Consider the following 21,518-nt stretch of genomic DNA (forward strand, 5'->3'; position numbering starts at 1 on the left):
TTTTCCTTCAGGTTTCCCTTCTATACTGAAGTCAGCACTCATTATTGGAGGAATGAACATGATCGAAGTGAAGGGGCTGTCCCACTCGTTCCGGGTCGGCAAGAAGGGGAAAGAGACGGAAGTGCCCGTCCTGAAAGAATTGTCTTTGAAGGCGAAGGATGGGGAGATTGTGTCGATCGTCGGACGGAGCGGTTCGGGGAAGTCGACGCTGTTGCATATCCTTGCCGGATTCCTGCAGCCGGATACGGGACGGGTGCTCGTCGACGGAACAGATCTTACCGCGATGAACGAAGCGCAGCGGGCGGCGTTCCGGCTGGAGCGGTTCGGGTTTGTCTTTCAGAACTTCCAATTGATGCCCGGGCTGACGGCGTTCGAAAACATCGAGCTGCCGCTGACGCTTAAGGGCGTGCCGGCGCCGGAGCGGAAGCGGAAAGTGGAGGAACTGATGGAGAGCACCGGCCTGGCGGCGATCCGCGGGCATTATCCCAACGAACTGTCTGGCGGACAGCAGCAGCGGGTCGGGATTGCTCGGGCGCTCATCACGGAGCCGCCGGTCATTTTCGCGGATGAGCCCACGGGAAGCCTCGACTCCGAAACCGAGCAGGATATCCTGAACCTGATTTTGTCGCTTAACCGGAAATACGGCATCACGTTTGTCATCATCACGCATGACGACGAGGTGGCGGCCATCGCGAACCGCCAGTACCGGATGCACGACGGAGAGCTCACGGAAGGGGGCCTCCGCCATGTCGTTTAAGGACCAGATCGCATTTGTCCGCCAGCACATCCGGCGGAACCGGCTCCGGGTGTTCATGACGGTGCTGGCCGCGACGATGGGCACGGCCTTCCTGATCGTTCTCGCATCGGTCGGCTTCGGGCTGCAGAAGACGATCAAGGACGACATCCTGTCGAACCAGATGGTGACGCAGATCGAAGTGTACAGCGAAGACATGACAGACGCGAAAACCGATGCGATGAAGAAGATCGGGCATGTCGAGACGGTCGTCCACCGCAAGCAGCTGGTGCCGATGGCTTTGGGCGAACTGGAGGGCCATACCGGCAGCATGAACACATACTTCACAGACTTTAAGGATGAACAGGCCTCCGGCTTCAAGCTTGCGGAAGGGCGTTTTCCCGAAAAGCCGGGCGAGGTGATTGTCGGATCCCAATTTGCCGAGCAACTGATTGATGAAAGCAAGGAATTGGAGGAAGGCGAAGAACTGGCGACCTATGAGGGGAAAGTCATCGGACAAACATTCACGTTCTCATTCGAAGGCAGGAATGATGAAAACGCATCGGCAGCCTGGCCGTTCACCATCGTCGGCGTCAAAGAGGCACCGGGCAAGGACTGGGCGTTCGACGGGTACCTGTACCTGGATGAATCGTTCATGGAAGAGATGGAGTCGGCATACGCGGCAGCCTCCAAGGATCGGTCCGAAGAGGAAGACATGCCGTTCACCAACAGCCAGGTGAACGTCTATGCGGACGATCTGGCCAACGTAAAGTCCATCACACAGGCGCTTAAGGATGATGGGTACGCGGTTTATTCAGTTTCCGAGGAGATCGAACAGATTGACGTGTTCTTCCTGGCGCTGAAAGCGGGTCTTATTTTTGTCGGGACGATTGCGATCCTGATTGCCTCGATCGGCATCTTCAACACGATGACGATGGCGGTGACGGAGCGGACGCGGGAGATCGGTGTGATGAAAGCGCTCGGTGCCGGACCGAAACTGATCCAGCGGCTGTTCCTGATGGAAAGCGCATGGATCGGGCTCGTCGGCACGGTCATTGCGGTGGTGATCTCTTATGGCGTGAGTTTTGCGGCGAATGCGGTTCTGCCGATTATTGTGGACGCAGCGCTCGGCGGGGAAACGGGCGACTCATTCGAAGTGACGTTCTCCGTCATCCCGTGGCAGCTTGTCCTGATTGCATCCGCCATCTCATTGACCGTCGCCATGATCTCCGGCTGGCGTCCTGCGCGCAAAGCGACCAAAACGGATGTGATCGGTGCGCTTCGGCATGAGCTTTGAGTGGTCGAAAGAAAGTAAGTTTCAATAAGGAATTTTCAAAAAACACATTGCTATTTCAAGATTATTATGGGAATATGGGCTGGCCGTGAACGAAAGAGTATTTATCGGATTATTCGATCTTCTCCTTTCGATTGCATTATCTTCTGTTGTATTTGCCGAAGAGAACAATGGTTTTCCTGGATGTGAGATTTATAGTGATGCACCAATTGGATTCACCGTTAAGAACCGTTTCAGCAAAAATTAGCGATGATTTAATGACTAAGTAATTTCCAATGCCATCAACATCGTAAGGGGGCGATGAATTGGACACGCCGGTGTTAGAAGCCTGGCAACCAGTCACAAATTTAGAGAGGAACGACGTTTGTCAGACGAGAATAGAGATTAACGGAAAGGGATTGACCATCTATTTGGAAGATCTCAAGGGAAATAAAGTCCGGGTCATCTATGATCAAATGTCCCAGATCCATGACGTTGTCTGGACGTTTAGATACACTGCCGAAGGTCCGAGAAATGATTTAGTGAAACCCATGCAAGAAGCGGATGCAAGAGCGATCGGTTTAAACAAGGAAAAGGAGTGCTTCTATAAAGTACTCAACTCGGATTTAATCCGGTGGTTTGATCAACTGCCGTGGATGAGTAGCAAGGATTTTCCGGATGTGGAGCATCATCTTTATTTCACGATGAATGAAGTGTACGAAGTGGTTGCGGATTATGAACCCAGATTTGTTTTTGAATAGTAAACAGAGAACGGGCAGCTGACACAGATCAGCTGCCCGTTTGCATGGTTGAAGCCTGCCCGCCGGTGGGGTCGGGCGGCTTGATAGATCGTATTCGGAGAGTCCTTTATTTATGCGGGTTCGTCGTCTCACCGGATAAACACGGCGGCTGATACCTCTTCGACGACGGCCCTTCTCTCTGCATGCCTTCTATTGTTTCTTCCCCGAAAATGTAGCAAAATAGAGAAGGATTGAATTTCAGCAGACCCGAAAGGATGAGGAATGATGGAATACCGCATTGAACGCGATACGATCGGCGAGATCCAGGTACCTGCGGACAAGCTGTGGGGCGCGCAGACGCAGCGGAGCAAGCAGAACTTTAAAATCGGCTGGGAGAAAATGCCGATGGAAGTCGTCCGTGCATTCGCCAACCTGAAAAAGGCGGCAGCGATCACAAGCAACGAGCTCGGCAACCTGTCCGGTGCAAAGGCGAAAGCGATCGCGGCGGCGGCCGATGAAGTGATCGAAGGCAAGCTCGACGACAACTTCCCGCTCGTCGTCTGGCAGACCGGTTCCGGCACGCAGTCGAACATGAACATGAACGAAGTGCTTGCCCACCGCGGCAACCAGCTGCTTGAAGAGTGGGGCGAGGAAGACCGCCTCCACCCGAACGATGACATCAACAAGTCGCAGTCGTCGAACGATACCTACCCGACAGCGCTCCACGTTTCCGCGGTCGTTGCCGTTCTGGGCGATCTTCTTCCGGCGATCGACAAGCTGAAGGCGACGCTTGATGAGAAAGCCAAGCAGTTCGACGACATCATCAAGATCGGCCGTACGCACCTGCAGGACGCAACACCGCTCACACTCGGCCAGGAAATCAGCGGCTGGGTACGCATGCTGGAAAAAGACCGTGTCATGATCGAAACGGCAGTCGAGCAGATGAAAGAACTTGCAATCGGCGGCACGGCAGTCGGCACAGGCCTGAACGCGCCTGCAGGCTTTGGCGACAAAGTTGCGGCACAGATCTCCAAACAGGTCGGTATCGAGTTCACGTCCGCGGAAAACAAATTCCACGCGCTCACAAGCTATGACGAAGCCGTCTTCACGCACGGCGCGATCAAAGCGCTCGCGGCGGACCTCATGAAAATCGCGAACGACGTGCGCTGGCTGGCGAGCGGCCCGCGCTCCGGCATCGGCGAAATCACAATCCCTGCAAACGAGCCGGGCAGCTCCATCATGCCGGGCAAGGTCAACCCGACACAGAGCGAAGCCATGACAATGGTTGTCGCCCAGGTCATGGGGAACGACGCGACGATCGGATTCGCCGCAAGCCAGGGCAACTTCGAGCTGAACGTCTTCAAGCCGGTCATCGCCTACAACTTCCTCCAGTCGGTGCGCCTGCTGTCGGATGCAATCATCAGCTTCAACGACAATTGCGCGGTCGGTATCGAGCCGAACCATGAGAAGATCCAGGAACTCCTGGACAACTCGCTCATGCTCGTTACTGCCCTGAACCCGCACATCGGCTACGAAAACGCGGCGAAAATCGCGAAGACCGCCCACGCGGAAGGCACGACACTGAAAGAAGCTGCCATCAAGTCCGGCCTTCTGACAGAAGAGCAGTTTAATGAATGGGTCGTTCCGTCAAAAATGATCGGACGATAATGAATGGATGCAGCCGGGGACTCGGATCCCCGGCTGTTTTCAATTTTGAATGTGGGGAGATACGGTTTCGTCATTCGGGCCGGGAGTCTCGTCATTCGTGGCTGCAGTCTCGTCATTCAAGCCTGCGGTTTCGCCATTCGTCACCCGCCCCTTCGCGAATGACGAAACTGCGGAGCGGAATGACGAAACCGGAAAGCCGAATGACGAAATCAAACCGGTGAATGACGAAACCGGATTGCCAAAAATTCCGGAACGTGGGCTGTCCGGCTGTTTTCACTTTTTGCTCACAGCATCCATCTGCAGATTCCGGTATAGTGGTACGCAAAGGAGTGATTCCATATGAAAAAACGGTTCATCTATATACTTGCAGCGCTTGGGCTCGTTTTGTCTGCATGCGGCAACGACGCGGCGGGGGAGAGCGAAGCCCATGAAGACGAAGCAACACATGAAGGGCACGACCATGCCGCTCCAACTGACCGGGAAGTGAAGGAAGGCCAGACCGTTCTGCCAAATGGCGACCTGCAGGAAGTGACGGCATCCGCGGAGGAACTGCCTTCATTCCTCGCCGACAAGCCGGAAGACATGCAGCTTGTGTATCAAGTGGCGGGTTCCGCGACGGACATTCTGGAATGGATGCCATGCTATTGCGGCTGCGGGGATAGCGCCGGACATAAAAGCAACATGAACTGCTTTATCTCGGAGGTTCGTGAAGACGGGTCGGTTGTCTGGGATGACCACGGCACGCGCTGCCTCGTCTGCCTGGAAATCGCGGTGGAATCCGTGAAGATGGCACAGGACGGCAAGTCGCTCAAGGAAATCCGCGAGACGATCGATGAAACCTATAACGAAGGCTATGCAGAGCCAACCCCGACGCCGATGCCGGCGTGAGGGGGAAGCGGGGCGAATTCGCCCCGCTTTTTATATGGAGAAAAAAGGAGCCCCGCAAACGGGGCTGCGGCGGCGAACTGGCCCCTTGCCGCCGCGCCCCCAATCCCCCCTGATCATCCGCACCATATGCTACACTTTCCCTAAAGGGGGTCATACGATGAACAACCAACCATTTTTTGCTTCGTGGAGCGGAGGCAAGGATTCGGCGCTTGCGCTGCACCGGGCGATTCAAAACGGCGGGAGGCCGGTGCGGCTGCTGACGATGTTCGACGGGGAGGGGGACCGGTCGAAATCGCACGCGGTCAGCGAGACGGTCATCCGTGCACAAGCGGGGGCGATGGGGGTGCCACTCGTGATCCGGCGCGCCGGCTGGACGGATTATAAGGAACAGTTCCTTTCGGGGCTGGATGAGATGAAAGAGGCGGGGATCCAAACAGGCGTATTCGGTGACATCGACCTGGAGGATCACCGCAAGTGGGTGGCCGATACCTGTGCGGAGAAGGGAATCGAAGCCGTGCATCCGCTCTGGGGCATGGGCCGCACGGAAGTGGTCCGTTCCTTCATCGCCGCCGGCTTCCGGGCGACGGTCGTTGTCGGTCATGATGAGCGGTTTCCGGCCGGATGGGTCGGACGGGCATTCGACAATGAACTGATCGGCGACATGGAAAGCCGCGGCATCGATCCGTGCGGGGAAGCGGGCGAGTTCCATACGCTCGTGACGGACGGTCCTCTTTTTAAAGAACCGCTCCGTCTCAACCAGTCCGATTTTCTGAAGCGGGATGGCTATTCATTTGCCCGAATGGAGCTTGAGAAATGAAAGCGGCGTTCGATGCGTTCGGGCGGCAGGATTGGCCGGAAGCGGAGCGGCTGTACCGCGCACAGCTTGCCGATCCCGAACAAGAAGAAAACGCGATGCATATGCTCGCGTTCACCCTGGCGATGAAACATGATTTTACCGGGGCCCGCACTCTTTACGAAGAGCTCCTCCGCAGGGCGGAGCAACAAAATCACGATGAGTCTTCCGCCATCTCGATGCACCAGCTCGCAATGGTCTGCCGGATGGAGGGGGATGCGCCGGCCGCAAGAAATTGGCTGGAGCGGGAGCGGGCACTCCGCCTGGAACGGCTATCGGATGATCATGCCGGGCATTCCGCCAACGCCTATGAATTCGGCGAAACAGCGATGATCGAAGGCAACCTTGAAGAAGCGATCGGGGCTTTCCGGCTGGCACTCCGTCAGGGAAAGAAAGCGGGGGATGCCATCTGCATCGCCTGTGCCTGGCGGGGAATCGGCCAGGCAAGCGTCCGGTACGGGCACAACCCGGGCCCTGCCTACGAACAGAGCATCAATGCCTTCCGGAGGGCCGGAGACGTCAAAGGCGAAGAGGAAGTCCGCCGCCTGCTTGAAGAACAGTCCGGATAACAAAAAAAGCACCGGTTATCGGCGCTTTTTCCGGGCAAGCCGCCCGGCATGGGCAAATCAGATGACCGTATAATCTTTCGGACGAACCGTCCGCTGCGTCCGGATGAATGTCATCGCGTCCAACAGTTCGTCTTGTGACAACCGCCGGCCGTCCAGGCATAGCTCGTATTTATCGAGCATGTCGCCGGCTGCCTCCTTGATTTCGACGGAGACGGGTTCTCGGGCCAACAAATAGTCGGTGGTCACTTGGAAGTAGTCTGCAAGGGCGATCAGCTGGGGATAGGTCGGCAGTTTCTTGTCGAGTTCGAACGTCCAGATCAGGCTTTTGGCAACGCCGATCGTCTCTGCCAACTGCTCGGGGGACACGACATGCTGAATCCGGAGGGCCTTTAGACGCTCGCCGAATGTGAGGGATTCGTTCAATGCTAACACCTTTCCGTTTAAGAAATTAGAAAATTTGAATTCCTCTGATAGCATATCATATATCGCGCGGAAAAGAAAACGACAACCCATTGGGCTGTCGTTTTTTGCAGGTTTACGCCATTTCGGCGAGAACGCCTTTTACAAGGCCTGAGAATTTCGTTTTGACCTGTGCGGCGACCTCGATGACTTCGCCGTGGCTGAGCGGCTGGTCCAGGATGCCGGCCGCCATGTTCGTCAGGCAGGAAATGCCGAGCACACGCATTCCGCCGTGTGCGGCGACAATCACTTCCGGCACGGTGGACATGCCGACCGCGTCGGCGCCGAGTGTGCGGATCATGCGGATTTCTGCAGGGGTTTCATATGTGGGGCCGCTCCACCAGGCGTAGACGCCTTCGCGCAGGCTGAAACCGAGTCCTTCCGCGACGCCGGCCGCCTTCGTCTGCAATTCCTTGCTGTACACTTGCGTCAGGTCCGGGAAGCGCGTGCCGAGTTCCTCGTGGTTCGGGCCGATCAGGGGATTCGTGCCGGTCAGGTTCAGGTGATCGGTGATCAGCATGAGGTCCCCGGGATTGAAGTTTTTGTTCACCGAGCCGCATGCGTTCGTGATGATGAGGTCTTCGATGCCAAGCGCCTTCATGACGCGGACAGGGAACGTGACTTCTTCGAGCGAATAGCCCTCGTAGTAGTGGTAACGTCCCTTCATTGCCGCGACCGTCTTGCCGTTCAGCTTGCCGATGACCAGCTCGTTGGCATGGCCGACAGCCGAAGAAGTCGCGAAATGCGGGATTTCCGCATACGGGATGGTGATGGAATCTTCGATCTCGTCGGCAAGAGATCCGAGGCCGGAGCCGAGGATCAGCCCGACCGTCGGGCGGTGGTCCGTCTTTCCCTGGATAAATGAAGTGGCTTCCCAGATATGATTGAACAGAGTCATCTGAATCTCTCCTTGTCTTTCGTCGGCCTGTACGGCCCGTTCTGATTGCGTTCATGCCCGCGGACAGAAAATCTTCATCCGAGGACGGGGGCGAGTTCTTCCTTCAATTCCCGCTCCATGAAAGGCTCCGCGCCGAGCATGTCCCGGAACGCCTTGTATCGGGACACCCGTCCGGCATCGGCCGTCCGCCCGGTCTTGTAAGCGCGGATCATGATGTTTTTTGGCGTGTTCGCCATGTCGATGAATTCAAGCAGTTGCGCGTCGTAGCCGAGCAGGCTGAGCAGCTCGGCACGGATCGAGTCGGTTGCCAGTGCCGCAAAGCGCTCTTTCACGAGTCCGTGCTGAAGCATGATGCCGAGTTCCGGGGTATCAAGCTGACTGAACAATTCGTGCTGGCAGCACGGGACGCTCAGGATGACACGCGCCCCCCAGCGCACCGCGCGGGCAAGCGCCATGTCGGTCGCCACGTCGCAGGCGTGAAGGGTCACGACCATGTCGACGGCGGTCTCGTCATTATAGTCATTGATGTCGCCGACCAGAAACTCCAGGTCGTCCCCGTAGCCGAGGTCGGCGGCAATCTGCCGGCACTCCTCGATGACTTCTTTTTTCAGGTCGAGGCCGGTCACCCGGACATCAAGCTGCTTTTCGATCCTGAGGTAATGGTAAAGGGCGAATGTGAGGTAGGACTTGCCCGAGCCGAAGTCGAGGATGCGGATCGTCCGGTCTGCCGGAAGGTGGGTGAGGCTGTCGGAAATGTATTCGGTGAAGCGGTTGATTTGCCTGAACTTGTCCGCCTTGCCCTTTTTCACTTTACCGTCCGCGGTCTGTACGCCGAGCCGCACGAGAAACGGATAAGGCGTCCCATCCTCGAAGATATAACGTTTTTTGCGGTTGTGGGAGAGGTCCGGTCCCGCTTTGGTTTCGGTCTGGCCGGTTTTCCAGGAAACCTTCAGCTTCTTAGAGAGCCGGATCTGCACGTCTTCACCGGTGAAGGTTGCCTGCATTTGGCGGAAGGTGCGGAGCAGTCTGTCAAGGACAGGGCGCACTTGTCCGGCCGGCACGTTTTCGTGCTTCAGGATCCGCTCGTACTGATATTCGAACTGGATATGAAGCTCACCGCGAAGCTCGACAGGCTTCAGCCTGATGCGCTTGAGTTCCTCAGACTTGAGGCGGGGCTGGCTGATGGTTGCCTTGACCAGCGTGCCGTTCGCCATGCGGGAAGCAAGCGCATCCATCATCTCATCAAACTCCATAAGTTGTCCTCCTTTCTGATTGGACGGCCGGTTATTCGAACCGGAACCCCTGCTTGGCAAGAAACGCTTTCAGGTGCATACGGCGCGGCTCCTTCAGGAATGCCGCCATGTCCCCGGACCAGGTGGCGTCTTTCCGGTTGCTGCCGCGGCTCAGGTAATAGCCGTTCATCGTCCGGTCGTATTCGGACAGTTGCTCTTCATACTTTTCACTATTGTACTCATTCTCATGCAGCACGGCATTTACCGGGAGGCGCGGCTTCACTTCGTTGCGGAACTTCGGCACGCCGATCGTCATGCCATAAAGCGGCGCGACGCCTTCCGGCAGGCCGAGCACGTTGCTGATTTCTTCGGGCGCGTTCCGGACGCCGCCGATATAGCAGATGCCGTAGCCTTCCGATTCGGCGGCAATGGCGACGTTCTGCGCAAACAGCGCCGTATCCGTGACACCGACGACGAGCGCTTCGGCGTTGGAGTAGACAACTTTTTCACCTTGCAGGGAGGCCGCGGCTTCCAGGCGGCGGAAATCCATGCAGAAAACAAGAGCCGCCCCGGCAGTCAGGAACTGCTTCGGGTTTTTCGAAAGCTCGGCCAATGCCTCTCGTTTGGCCGGATCGGTCACGTGGACCACCGAATACGCCTGGACAAAGTGGGAACTCGCCGCATGCTGGCCGGCGCTGACCAGCCGTTCGACCGTTTCCCGGCTGATGGGCACGTCTTCGTAATCGCGGACGGACGAGTGGGAGCTAAGAAGATCGATGATCAATTGATAGAAGACCCCTTTCAAGTATGCGTATTCATCCATCAAACCTTAGCTTATCAAAAGAGTTTTAGGGTAAACAATTTCAGAGGTCTGCACAAGGCGGAAATACATACTGAAAGGGGAGAAACAGAAGATGAGCACTTTCTTCGAAAACGTGTCGCTGACAGCAATGATCCTGTTTATCCTGCTAATCATCGTGCCGATTGTGATGCTGATTTGGCTGTTTTTCTATGACCGCGGCCAAAAGCAGCACTCCATCCTGCGGAATTTCCCGATTCTCGGGCGGGTCCGGTACTTTCTTGAAAAGACGGGACCGGAGTTCAGGCAGTACCTGTTCTCCGACGACAACAGCGGCAAGCCGTTCAGCAGAGAAGAATACTTGCATATGGTTCTTCCGGGCAAGTACAAAAGCTCGCTGATCGGCTTTGGCTCGAAGCGTGATTTCGAGGAACCCGGCTATTACATCCGGAATGCCATGTTCACGAAACAGAATGAGGAAATGCGTGTTGACAACTCCGAACTGGTCGACACCCGCCATTATGTGATCGACGATGAGGGGCTGTTTACGCGGCGTGAGCATATGGAAGATATTCCGGCTCTGCCGTGGCTGCTGCCGCCGGATGATGCGGTCGTCATCGGGCCGGATTGCCGCGAGCCGTTCCATGTGCGGAGCCTCCTCGGACAGTCGGGGATGAGTTACGGAGCCCTGGGCAAAAATGCAATCACCGCCCTTTCGAAAGGGATCGGCATGGCGAAAGGTGCCTGGATGAACACCGGAGAGGGCGGGCTGTCGGATCATCATTTGGCGGGCGGTCCGGAAATTATCGCCCAGATCGGCTCGGGACTTTTCGGTTACCGGACGCCTGAAGGGGAATTTGATATTAAAAAGGTGAAGGAGAAGGCCGCTATCCCGAATGTGCGTGCGTTTGAACTGAAGATTGCACAGGGTGCGAAGATGCGCGGCGGTCACGTTGAAGGCGAGAAAGTGACCGAGGAGATTGCGAAAATCCGGACCGTCGAGCCGTATACGACCATCAACAGCCCGAACCGATTTCGCCAGTTCGAGGATTATCCGGCGATGTTCGAGTTTATCGGGGAGATCCGTGAAGCCGGCGGGAAGCCTGTCGGTATCAAGGTGGTCATCGGCAGCAAGAGTGAGGCCGATGAACTGTCGAACTGGATGAAGAAAACGGGAAAAGGCCCGGACTTTATCTCGGTCGACGGCTCGGAAGGCGGCTCCGGCGCGACTTACCAGGACCTGGCGGACAGCCTCGGCCTGCCGATCAAGACGGCGCTCTCCATTCTCGACGATTCGCTCCGGGAACATGGCGTGCGCGACCGGGTGAAAATCATCGCATCCGGCAAGATCACCACGCCCGACAAAGCAGCCATTGCACTCGCCCTCGGGGCAGATCTCGTGCAGGTGGCCCGTGGCTTCATGATTTCCGTCGGATGCATCATGGCGCTGAAGTGCCATACGAATGAATGCCCGGCCGGTGTCGCGACAACCGACGAAGACCTTCAGCGAGCGTTGGTCGTGGATGAGAAGAAGTACCGGGTGACGAATTACATTTTGACGATGCGCGAAGGGCTCTTTCGCATCGCGGCGGCGGCCGGCCTCGATTCGCCGACAAAGCTGAACCGCAGCCACCTTGTGTACATGGATGAAAGGGGCCGCGCACATCCCGTCCATTCCCATGACGAGCATTTGAGTGTGCGATAACCGCCAACACGCTGTCCCTAAAGGGCAGCGTGCTTTTTTGGGTGAAAATAAATTTCTAAACCATCCGAAAAATGTGTTAACATACAACTGAAAACGATTTCAAAAGGGGGCGTTTGGATGGCACTGCTCGATAAAACTGTCGGAGAGGTGGTCCGGGAAAAGGCGCGGGAGTTTCCGGACGTGGAAGCCTATGTGTATCCGGAACACGGAATCCGGAAAACATACCGGGAGTTCGACGAAGAAACGGACCGTCTGGCGAAGGCTTATCTCGGGATGGGGATCAAAAAAGGGGAACATGTGGCCATCTGGAGCGACAACAAGCGCCAGTGGTTCCTGAGCCAGTTCGCGACCGGCAAGATGGGGGCCGTGCTCGTGACGGTGAACACCAACTACCAGGCGGCGGAACTCGAGTACCTGCTAAAGCAGTCCGAGTCGACGACGCTCATCTTGGACGAGGGGTTCAAGGGGACAAGCTATATCGACATCGTCCGACAAGTATGTCCGGAAGCCGAGGTCTCGGAAAAGGGCGAGATCTCGTGCAAGAACCTCCCGCATCTGAAACGGATCATTCTCATGACGGAACGTGACGAGCCGGGGATGTTCAAATGGTCCGAGTTCGAGGCGAAGGCTGACGGCGTCCCGGACAGGGAATTGGAAGAGGTGTTCCGCTCATTGGATCCGGAAGACGCCATCAATATGCAGTACACGTCGGGCACGACCGGCTTTCCGAAGGGGGTCATGCTGACACATAAGAATATCGTCAACAATGCGCAGCTGATCGGCGACCGGATGAAGCTGACCGAAAAAGACCGGCTGTGCATCCCGGTGCCGTTTTTCCATTGCTTCGGCTGCGTTCTCAGCACACTGACAGCAGTCACGCACGCATCGACTTCTGTCATCATCGAGCAATTCAACCCGCTCACCGTGCTGAAGGCCGTCCAGGATGAGAAGTGCACGGCGCTCAACGGGGTGCCGACCATGTTCATCGCAGAGCTTCAGCATCCGGAGTTCAAGAATATCGACACATCGAGCCTCCGGACCGGGATCATGGCCGGCTCCACGTGCCCGATCGAGGTGATGAAGCAGGTCATCAACGAAATGGGGGCCGATGAAATCACGATTTGCTATGGTCAGACGGAGTCGTCGCCGGTCATTACTCAGACGACGACGGATGACCCGATCGAGAAGCGCGTGGCGACCGTCGGCAAGCCGCATCCGTACGTCGAAGTGAAGATCATCGACCCGGTGACCGGCATGGAAGTTTCTCAGGGCGAACCGGGCGAGTTGTGCACACGCGGCTACCACGTCATGAAGGGCTACTATAACAATGAAGAAGCGACCCGCCAGGCGATCGATGAGGACGGCTGGCTCCACACCGGCGACATCGCCGTCATGGACGAAGACGGTTATATCGACATTACGGGCCGCATCAGGGACATGGTGATCCGCGGCGGGGAAAACATCTATCCGCGTGAAATCGAAGAATTTCTCTATACCCATCCGTCTGTGAGTGACGTCCAGGTGGTCGGCGTGCCGGACCCGAAATACGGAGAAGAACTGATGGCCTGGATCATCCTGAAGCCGGGCGGGCAAGAGACGGAGGAGTCAATCCGCGAGTTCTGCGAAGGGAAGATTTCCTACCACAAGATTCCGCGCTACATCGAGTTTATCGACGAGTACCCAATGACCGCATCGGGCAAGATCCAGAAATTCAAGCTCCGTGAAATGTCCGAGCAACGCACCGGCATCGGGGCGCAATAATGCGAAAACCGTCCGGGCATGGAGCCGGGACGGTTTTTTGATGGGGCGAGGCGGGCGCCCGCGTGAGCGGATATGATGACGTCTTAAAGATCTGTCCGGCCCTTCACTGAAAGTCTGACACCGTTCATGAAAAAGACCGCATCCTGTGCGGTCTTCAGCTTTCATAAAGTGTGTCTTCCAGTTCTCCGTCCCCCTTGTAGATGTTCAGGATGCCGTTTTGGTCATTGACACGCGGCTTGGCTTTTTCAAGAAGAACGTCTTTCGTGTCTTCCCGCAGGATCGCCCTGCCGCTGCCTTTTTTCCGGAGCACCCATTCCTCTCCGTCTTCCCTCACTTCATACACCGGCCTTGCGCCGCCGTCGCCGCCGTGCACATATTCTCGTGCACGGTCCAATGCAATCGGGATGGCGCGGTTGTCCTCATAGCCGTCACGCAAGAGGGCATTGGCAATCTCGATCGCTTTTTCCCTGACCGGCTCGTCCAGGTTCTTGAACGAGTCCGGATAATCCTGTTTGTTCCAAGGCATTCCGGATCGCCTCCTTATACTATGCAAATTCCCCCTGAAGGAAAGGTTAAACGTCATGGGTCCGTCAAAAAAGGGGCTATTTCCGGGTGCTTAGTCATTCGGGCCTCTTCATTATCCTGCTGTGGGCGGGGCACCATCCGACATTTCTGTCATTGCCGGTCGATTTCCCGGGAAATAATGGGGAGCGACGCGCTCCATTTTCCGGCAATATAATTGTATTTTCTTTCTATTCCATTTCTCCAAATTGGCAGTCATATAGACATGGGTCTTATGATAGGATGAAATACAGAAAGGAAGTGAACATCTTGTCAGACACAACGTTTAAATTAATCGCAATCATCATCTACATGGCAGCCATGCTGCTGATCGGCTGGTATGCCTATAGGAAAACTGCCAACCTGACGGATTACATGCTCGGCGGGCGCTCCCTCGGACCTGCGGTGACCGCGCTCAGCGCCGGGGCGGCAGACATGTCCGGCTGGCTGCTCATGGGCTTTCCGGGAGCCATCTACCTCGCCGGGCTGGGTGAAGCCTGGATCGGGATCGGCTTGACCATCGGTGCTTATCTGAACTGGTTGTTTGTTGCACCAAGGCTCCGTGTCTATACACAGGTTTCAAGCAACTCGATCACCATCCCGAGCTATCTGCAGAGCCGGCTCAAGGATCGATCGCCGTTCCTGCGGATCGCTTCCGGCCTGATCATCCTGATTTTCTTCACATTCTATGTGTCTTCCGGAATGGTTGCCGGCGGCGTCTTTTTCAAAAGTTCGTTCGGCCTCGACTATCATACCGGCCTGATCATCGTCTCACTTGTTGTACTTGCCTACACCTTGTTCGGCGGCTTCCTTGCCGTCAGCTACACGGACTTCGTCCAGGGCCTCATCATGTTCCTTGCGCTGATCATGGTTCCGGTCGTCGGAGTTTTCCTGACGGGAGGGCCTGCTGAGACGATCAGCACGATCCGTGAAGCCGAACCGTTCCATCTGAGCCTGATCGGAGGCACGACCACGGCCGTGATCATCTCCTCCCTCGCCTGGGGGCTCGGATACTTTGGCCAGCCGCATATCATCGTCCGCTTCATGGCGATCAGTTCCGTCAAGGAAACACGTTCCGCCCGCCGGATCGGAATCGGCTGGATGCTGCTCAGCCTGATCGGTGCCACGCTGACAGCCCTCGTAGGGTATGCGTATTTCCAGCAGAATCCGCATTTGTCGCTGACCGATCCGGAAGCCATCTTTATCGAGATGGGGCAGATCATCTTCCATCCGTTTATCGCCGGAATCATTTTGTCCGCCGTGCTGGCGGCCATCATGAGTACGATTTCCTCACAGCTGATCGTCACTTCTTCGGCACTCATCGAAGACTTGTACAAGGCGATCATCAAATCGGACGCGGATGACAAGACGTATGTCCTGTATGGGCGGCTGGCTGTCCTTTTCGTGGCGATTGTGGCATTTATCCTGTCCTGGGAGCAGAACGGTACCATCCTGAAGCTTGTGTCGTTTGCATGGGCAGGTTTTGGAGCAGCATTCGGTCCGGTGATTCTCCTGTCGCTCTACTGGCGGAAGCTCACCTCCCAAGGGGCGCTGTGGGCCATGATCACCGGAGCGATTGTCGTCATCATCTGGGGGAACGTCAAGGTCCTGAGCGGTACGCTCTATGAGATCGTGCCCGGGTTTATCCTGAGCCTGCTCGTGGCGGTACTGGTCAGCAAGGCGACCTACCGGCCGAACAAAGAGATCGAACAGGAGTTTACGGAGTCTCTTGAGATGCTCGAACGTGAACGCAAGTAATCATAAAAACAACCGGAAAGCCGACTGGTTTTCCGGTTGTTTAATAGGATCGATTCCGAGCCGGCCAAACACCGGGTCGGAATTTCTTTATTTTTGGGATCGCTCCACTTTTTCTTTTTTCGACATGTTCTCCAAGCGCTGGAATTGACGGAGATCACGCTTTTGGATCGGCAAAGGCTCCCTTTTCAGGAGGATGATCATGGAGAACATGAGCATGATGAGGATGATGCCGAATGGAAGCGCCGAAGCGAGCGAGGCGGTTTCCAATCCGTCGATGCCGCCTGTAAAGAGCAGGACGCCGGCAATGGAGCCCATGAGCACTCCCCAGATCAGCTTGGCGGGCATTTGGGGATTCAGAGAGCCGCCGGAAGTCATGCTGGCCAGGATATAGGTGGCCGAGTCGGCGGATGTGACAATGAAAGTGAAAATCAGCAGGATGGCGAGGACGGAGAGCATTCCCGGGAAAGGAAGCGTCTGCTCGAACGTCGTGAACAGGGCGGATGTGACGTCCTGATTGACCATCTCCGCAATGTTCGTGCCTTTGTTCAGGTCATTGTAGATGGCCGTACCTCCGAACACGGCCATCCAGAACATGGCGATCGCCGGCGGAATGATCAAAGTGCCGATAATGAATTCCCTGATCGTCCGGCCGCGCGATACACGGGCGACGAACGCACCGATGAACGGAGACCAGGCCATGACCCAAGCCCAATAGAAGACAGTCCATTCCTGGACCCAGAGCCGGTCTTTATAAGGCTCAAGACGGAGGCTGTACTGGACGAAGTTGGTGATGTAGTCTCCGAGCCCGACCACAAACGTTTCCAGGATAAAGACAGTCGGTCCTGCAAAAAACGTGAACAGCAGGAGACCCAGCGCAAGACCCAGGTTGAGGTTGCTGAGATAGCGGATTCCCCGATGCAACCCGGTGGTGGAGGACAGCAGGTAAGCGACCATCATGACAGCGATGATGCCGAGCTGGACATACGGGGAAATCTTGATGCCGGCGACGGCATTGAGTCCGCCGTTCATCTGAAGGACCCCAAGGCCGATTGACGTGGCCATCCCCATGATCGTCGCGATGACCGCAAGGATATCAATCGCATTTTTCACCGGTTTGGATGTTCCGACAATCGGCTCGAGTGCCGTGGAGATAAGGCCGTTCTTCCTTTTCCTGAATTGCAGGAAGGCGATGACGAGGCCGGTCAGGGTGAACATGACCCATTGGTGCATGCCCCAGTGGAACATGGAGTAGCCCATCGCATTCCGGGCGGTGTCCTCGGTCATCGGTTCCAAATCGGTGAAAGCCGGCCTGTACATATGGCTCATCGGCTCCGCTACGCCCCAGAAAACAAGACCCGCTCCGAAACCGGCCGAAAAGAGCATGGCGGTCCAGGTGAAAAATGAGAATTCGGGTTTTTCATCATCAGCACCAAGACGGATGCTGCCGTACTTGCTCAGAGCGACCCCAAGCAAAAAGATGATAAAGATAAAGACGGCCAGCAGGTAGAACCAGCTGAATTTGTCGATCGTAAAGTCATAGACAACGGAGGCGACCGACGCAAATGCGTTTGGTGCAACCGCTCCCACCAAGACAAGTGCCAGGATAAAAATGGCGGATACAAGAAAGACTGGATTTTTCCAGTTTGATCTGTCCATGTTCCTCTCCTTCAGTAATTTGGTTTTATTATGTAAAGGTTACATAATAGATGTATACCCGAGGGTAACGAAGATGAACGGGGCCTTCAAGGCTAAAACGGGAATTGACGAAAAAGTTGGGTCCAAATGACTAACCTTGCCGGGAAATATCGAAAGGAGAGAGCAAATTGAAACTGGACCATGCAGTTTACTTCAGCAACCAGACACCTGAGGAAGATGCAAAAGCGTGGAAGAAGCGGGGGATGAACGGGGCACCGGGTGGCCGCCATGACCAGTGGGGAACACAGAATGCGCTTTACTATGCACGCAATGCCTATATCGAAGCGCTGTCTGTAGAAAAACCGGAAATCGCCGAAGGGAGCGGGCAGCCACTGGCGCGGCTGCTCATTCATGATCTGAAGGCATATGGTTCCGGATGGGGGACCGTGTGCCTGCGGCCGGGGAATCTGTACGAATTCGAGAAACAACTGAATGAAAAAGGCTATCGGACGACGGGCGTTCAGGATGCTTCCCGGAGGACGGCATCGGGTGATTTGCTGGAATGGAAATTGCTTTTCATTGATGAGGAAATCGGAGATGGACTGCCCAATCCGTTCTTCATCGACTGGGGAATGGATGAGTCCGCGCGTATGGAGCAATTGCTTTCTTCAGGAACAATGCCTCAAGAAAACTTGGCATCCCGCATCACGGAGGCAGTGTTCAAAGTCCGTGATCCGCAGGCGACCGCAGGCCGGTGGGCCGAGTTGCTCGGACTTGGCCAGCCGGCTGGCAACAGGCTGGCGCTCGGCAATGCAGAACTTGTCTTTGTGAAGGGTGAAAAGCCGGAGCGCCTGGCAGACGTCGCCATTGCCCATGAAGACACGCGCTGAAGTTCCGCAGGACGGGTATACTGTGGACAGGCAGCCTGAACTGGAGGGATTTCATATGGAAGAAATACTGGAACGCGCGGTGCTCGTCGGCATCCGTCTCGACGACGATGAGCAGTTCGATTATTCAATGGAGGAACTGGCAAGCCTGGCGGAGGCCTGCGGCGTGGAAGTCTCAGGAATGATCACACAAAATCTTGAGCGTCCGAATCCGAGCCACTACATCGGCTCCGGGAAGGTGGGGGAGATCCTCACGTTCCATGACTCTACGGACTCCAACCTCGTCATCTTCAACGATGAGCTGTCGCCATCGCAGATCAGGAACCTGGAAACGGAACTTGATACGAAGGTGATTGACCGGACGATGCTGATTCTGGATATATTCGCAAGAAGGGCGAAAACCCGTGAGGCCCAGCTACAAGTGGAATTGGCACAACTGCAGTACATGCTGCCGAGACTTGTCGGCTTGCGCGCGTCGCTCAGCCGGCAGGCCGGCTCGACAGGCGGCGGCGTGGCGACGCGCGGTCCCGGTGAAACAAAGCTGGAGCTTGACCGCCGGAGAATCGAGGACCAGATTGCGCGGCTTCGCCGCGAACTTGAATCGGTGAAAAACCACCGCGAGACGCAGCGGAAACGTCGGGTAAAACGGGACGTTCCGGTCGTTTCGCTTGTCGGCTATACCAACGCGGGCAAGTCGACGATCATGAACTCGATGCTTGCAGGAATCGGGGACGGTGCCGGCCGCCAAGTCCTTGAGCGGGACATGCTGTTTGCGACGCTGGATACTTCGGTCCGGAATATCCATCTGCAGGACAACCGGGAGTTCCTGCTGACCGACACGGTCGGGTTCGTCGGGAAGTTGCCGCACCACCTGGTGAAGGCATTCCGCTCGACGCTCGAAGAAGCGGCGGATGCCGACCTGCTTCTTCATGTCGTCGACGTATCGCACCCGGAACACCGATACATGATGGACGTCACCGAGGATACGCTTGCCGGCATCGGAATCGAAGGGATCCCGGAAGTACACGTCTACAACAAGTCCGACCTGGCAGGCCTCGAGCATCCGAAAAAGCAAGGGAACAGCATCTGGATCTCCGCGAAGGAACCCGATGATATCCGTGAGCTGACCGAATGGATCGCTTCGAAAATCTTCGGCGACTACGTACGGGCGAAGCTACTGATTCCGTTCGACCGTGGGGATGTCGTTTCGTTCCTGAATGAGCATGCCGATGTAAAAGAAACCGAGTATACGGAAAACGGCACCCTCATGGATGTTGAAATCCGGGAGGCCGACCGGAACCGGTTTGAAGAATTTTCCGCTCCCCCGGAGAATTGATCTGTGCCATCTTCATCAACTTTAAAAACTCCCTTCCGCAAAAGCGGGAGGGAGTTTTCATTCTTCAATCATTCAGACAGCGTGACGTCTTTTAGCTGATAATAGCCGCTCGGATCCACACTGAATCCTTGGACACTGTTGGCGACGCCGGCCAGGTATTCCTGGTGATGAATGTAGGCAATCGGGGCTTCCTCGATCAGAATCTGCTGAAGCTGGTTGTAGATTTGTTTGCGCTTCGCTTCATCGGTTTCCGCGCGGCCGGCATCAAGAAGCTTGTCGACTTCGGGATTGCCATAGAATGACTTGTTCGCTCCCGTCCCTTTCTGGGTTGAGTGGAAAAGGGAGTAGAGCCCGTTGTCTGCATCGCCGGTCGCGTTGGACCAGCCCAGTTGGTACATGTCCTGGTCGCCGGCGGTCAGCTTTTCGAGATAACTGCCGAATTCCATCTGTTCAACCTTGACATCGATGTTCAGCTCTTTCAGCTTCTGTTGGAGCAGCACCGCGATGTCGATTCGCTGCGGATTATCATTTGTGATGAGTGTCGTGGAGAAGCCGTCGGCATAGCCGGCTTCTTCAAGGAGTTGCTTGGCTTTTTCCGGGTTGTATCCGAGCCCTTCGATGCTTTCGTTGTAAGCGAAGGTGCCCGGTGCAAGCGGGCCTTTGGCCGGCACGCCATGTCCGTCATAGATGCCGTTTACGATTTCTTCATTGTCGATCATCATCGAGATCGCTTGGCGGACACGAACATCATTGAACGGTTCTTTTTCCGTATTGAACCCGACAAACGAGAGGGCGCGGGAAAGCTGCTTATTGACCGTCGCGTAATCGCCACTTTCAATTTGCGCCACTTCGTTCGGCTGGAGCGGATCGATGATATGGGCGTTGCCGGTTTCAAGCTCTGCAAGACGCGTGGCGCTTTCCGGAATCACGTTGAACGTGACAGTGTCGACGTTCGGTGCGCCGTCCCAATAGTCCTCATTTTTGGCGAGCTTGACCGACACTCCCGGCTCCCAGCTTTCAAACTTGAAGAATCCTGTGCCGACGGGATGCTCGTTGATGGCAGCCCCCGGTTCCTCGCCGCTCTCCATCGCCGCATAGTCCTCATCAATCAGTTTGGGGCTGATAATGGAACCGCCGGAGTGCGACAGGTGGGAGAGAAGCGGTGAAAACGGATAGGCTGTTTTGATCTGGACGGTGTGCTGGTCAATGACTTCGACACTTTCAATCATTTCATACAGATAGGCCTTGCCGGATGCGACATCCGGGTCGCGGACGCGGTCGAAGGTTTTCTTGACCGCTTCGGCAGTGAAGTTTGTGCCATCGTGGAACTTGACGCCTTCGCGGAGCTTGAACTCCCATGTCGTCTCATCGACCATTTCCCATTCTGTTGCCAGGCTCGGAACGATCTCATTCTTGCCGTTCAGTTCAACAAGAGTATCGAACAGATTGTTATGGATGTTGTTGGACGGAACATCGTTCGAGCCCTGGGGATCCAGTGTGGAGGCGTCGGAAAGGACTGCCAGGATCAGGTCGCCCCCTGCCGCTGCCTCGCCTTCGCCGTTTCCGGCATTATTGCCGGTGTCTGCCTGGCCTCCGCCGGCACATGCCGTGAGAAGCATGGACAGCATGAGTGCCGGGATCAGGAGCAGTTGTCTGCTTTTTCTCATGGTGCTTATCCCCCCTTTTTTACCGCGAATTATGTCTAATGCGATATTTCAGAAATATATCACATGATTTCTGGGCGGACAATAGGGATTCGTCAT

The 21,518-nt window shown here is 55.9% G+C and carries 19 protein-coding genes; 12 read left to right on the top strand and 7 right to left on the bottom strand.

Features of this window, described 5'->3' with window-relative positions; genetic code table 11:
• The first annotated feature begins 58 nt into the window (after nt 1–58).
• From BLT01_RS12790 to BLT01_RS12820, 7 genes are all read left to right on the top strand, one after another.
• On the top strand, nt 59–757 hold the full coding sequence (locus tag BLT01_RS12790; protein ID WP_092098381.1) for an ABC transporter ATP-binding protein: 699 nt from the start codon (nt 59–61) through the stop codon (nt 755–757).
• Nucleotides 747–2,030, top strand: coding sequence for an ABC transporter permease (locus BLT01_RS12795; protein WP_092098383.1), 1,284 nt, complete (start codon nt 747–749; stop codon nt 2,028–2,030). Before BLT01_RS12790 ends, BLT01_RS12795 begins: the two co-directional genes overlap by 11 nt.
• A 302-nt stretch (nt 2,031–2,332) precedes the next feature.
• Complete coding sequence (locus BLT01_RS12800) at nt 2,333–2,767, top strand: hypothetical protein (protein ID WP_092098385.1); 435 nt, start codon at nt 2,333–2,335, stop codon at nt 2,765–2,767.
• 264 nt (nt 2,768–3,031) lie between these two features.
• Nucleotides 3,032–4,414, top strand: coding sequence for a class II fumarate hydratase (fumC, locus tag BLT01_RS12805; protein ID WP_092098387.1), 1,383 nt, complete (start codon nt 3,032–3,034; stop codon nt 4,412–4,414).
• 339 nt (nt 4,415–4,753) lie between these two features.
• Complete coding sequence (locus tag BLT01_RS12810) at nt 4,754–5,302, top strand: PCYCGC motif-containing (lipo)protein (protein ID WP_092098389.1); 549 nt, start codon at nt 4,754–4,756, stop codon at nt 5,300–5,302.
• A 157-nt stretch (nt 5,303–5,459) separates the two neighbouring features.
• Nucleotides 5,460–6,119, top strand: a complete 660-nt coding sequence (locus BLT01_RS12815) for a Dph6-related ATP pyrophosphatase (protein ID WP_092098391.1) — start codon at nt 5,460–5,462, stop codon at nt 6,117–6,119.
• Entirely contained in the window at nt 6,116–6,724 is a 609-nt protein-coding gene (locus BLT01_RS12820) for a tetratricopeptide repeat protein (protein ID WP_092098393.1), read from the top strand. Before BLT01_RS12815 ends, BLT01_RS12820 begins: the two co-directional genes overlap by 4 nt.
• Nucleotides 6,725–6,781: 57 nt before the next feature.
• Here BLT01_RS12820 and BLT01_RS12825 read toward each other — a convergent pair whose 3' ends face one another.
• The 4 genes from BLT01_RS12825 to nfsA all read right to left on the bottom strand — a co-directional run bounded on the left by BLT01_RS12825 (nt 6,782) and on the right by nfsA (nt 10,097).
• The gene (locus tag BLT01_RS12825) at nt 6,782–7,147 is read right to left on the bottom strand and encodes a helix-turn-helix domain-containing protein (RefSeq protein ID WP_092098394.1); all 366 of its coding nucleotides are present in this window, start codon (nt 7,145–7,147) and stop codon (nt 6,782–6,784) included.
• Nucleotides 7,148–7,259: 112 nt separating this feature from the next.
• The gene (locus BLT01_RS12830; protein WP_092098395.1) at nt 7,260–8,081 is read right to left on the bottom strand and encodes a purine-nucleoside phosphorylase; all 822 of its coding nucleotides are present in this window, start codon (nt 8,079–8,081) and stop codon (nt 7,260–7,262) included.
• Between the two features lie 74 nt (nt 8,082–8,155).
• Complete coding sequence (locus tag BLT01_RS12835; protein WP_092098397.1) at nt 8,156–9,334, bottom strand: class I SAM-dependent methyltransferase; 1,179 nt, start codon at nt 9,332–9,334, stop codon at nt 8,156–8,158.
• Between the two features lie 31 nt (nt 9,335–9,365).
• Complete coding sequence (gene nfsA / locus BLT01_RS12840; protein WP_092098398.1) at nt 9,366–10,097, bottom strand: oxygen-insensitive NADPH nitroreductase; 732 nt, start codon at nt 10,095–10,097, stop codon at nt 9,366–9,368.
• A 130-nt stretch (nt 10,098–10,227) separates the two neighbouring features.
• Between nfsA and BLT01_RS12845 the strand changes: the two genes are divergently transcribed.
• Nucleotides 10,228–11,817, top strand: coding sequence for an FMN-binding glutamate synthase family protein (locus BLT01_RS12845; RefSeq protein ID WP_092098399.1), 1,590 nt, complete (start codon nt 10,228–10,230; stop codon nt 11,815–11,817).
• Nucleotides 11,818–11,913: 96 nt separating this feature from the next.
• Nucleotides 11,914–13,578, top strand: coding sequence for an AMP-binding protein (locus BLT01_RS12850; RefSeq protein WP_281241528.1), 1,665 nt, complete (start codon nt 11,914–11,916; stop codon nt 13,576–13,578).
• A 154-nt stretch (nt 13,579–13,732) separates the two neighbouring features.
• Here BLT01_RS12850 and BLT01_RS12855 read toward each other — a convergent pair whose 3' ends face one another.
• Complete coding sequence (locus BLT01_RS12855; RefSeq protein ID WP_092098402.1) at nt 13,733–14,104, bottom strand: DUF2188 domain-containing protein; 372 nt, start codon at nt 14,102–14,104, stop codon at nt 13,733–13,735.
• A 305-nt stretch (nt 14,105–14,409) separates the two neighbouring features.
• On the opposite strand from BLT01_RS12855, the gene putP reads away from it, so the two are divergent.
• Nucleotides 14,410–15,897, top strand: a complete 1,488-nt coding sequence (gene putP, locus BLT01_RS12860) for a sodium/proline symporter PutP (protein ID WP_092098404.1) — start codon at nt 14,410–14,412, stop codon at nt 15,895–15,897.
• An 87-nt stretch (nt 15,898–15,984) separates the two neighbouring features.
• Here the strand turns inward: putP and BLT01_RS12865 are convergent, their stop codons facing one another.
• Entirely contained in the window at nt 15,985–17,553 is a 1,569-nt protein-coding gene (locus BLT01_RS12865) for a BCCT family transporter (protein ID WP_092098406.1), read from the bottom strand.
• A gap of 167 nt (nt 17,554–17,720) precedes the next feature.
• Between BLT01_RS12865 and BLT01_RS12870 the strand changes: the two genes are divergently transcribed.
• Together BLT01_RS12870 and hflX are read left to right on the top strand one after the other, a co-directional pair.
• Nucleotides 17,721–18,422: a VOC family protein gene (locus BLT01_RS12870; RefSeq protein ID WP_176765156.1), complete on the top strand. Its 702-nt coding sequence runs from the start codon at nt 17,721–17,723 to the stop codon at nt 18,420–18,422.
• Between the two features lie 55 nt (nt 18,423–18,477).
• Complete coding sequence (gene hflX / locus BLT01_RS12875; protein ID WP_092098410.1) at nt 18,478–19,755, top strand: GTPase HflX; 1,278 nt, start codon at nt 18,478–18,480, stop codon at nt 19,753–19,755.
• Between the two features lie 68 nt (nt 19,756–19,823).
• On the opposite strand, the gene BLT01_RS12880 is transcribed toward hflX, so the two are convergent.
• Nucleotides 19,824–21,422 (bottom strand): glutathione ABC transporter substrate-binding protein, encoded by a 1,599-nt coding sequence (locus tag BLT01_RS12880; protein WP_092098412.1) that lies wholly within the window; start codon nt 21,420–21,422, stop codon nt 19,824–19,826.
• Nucleotides 21,423–21,518: the final 96 nt, after the last annotated feature.

It is taken from the genome of Bhargavaea beijingensis (assembly GCF_900101985.1).
In the GTDB taxonomy this organism is placed as follows: Bacteria; Bacillota; Bacilli; order Bacillales_A; family Planococcaceae; genus Bhargavaea; species Bhargavaea beijingensis.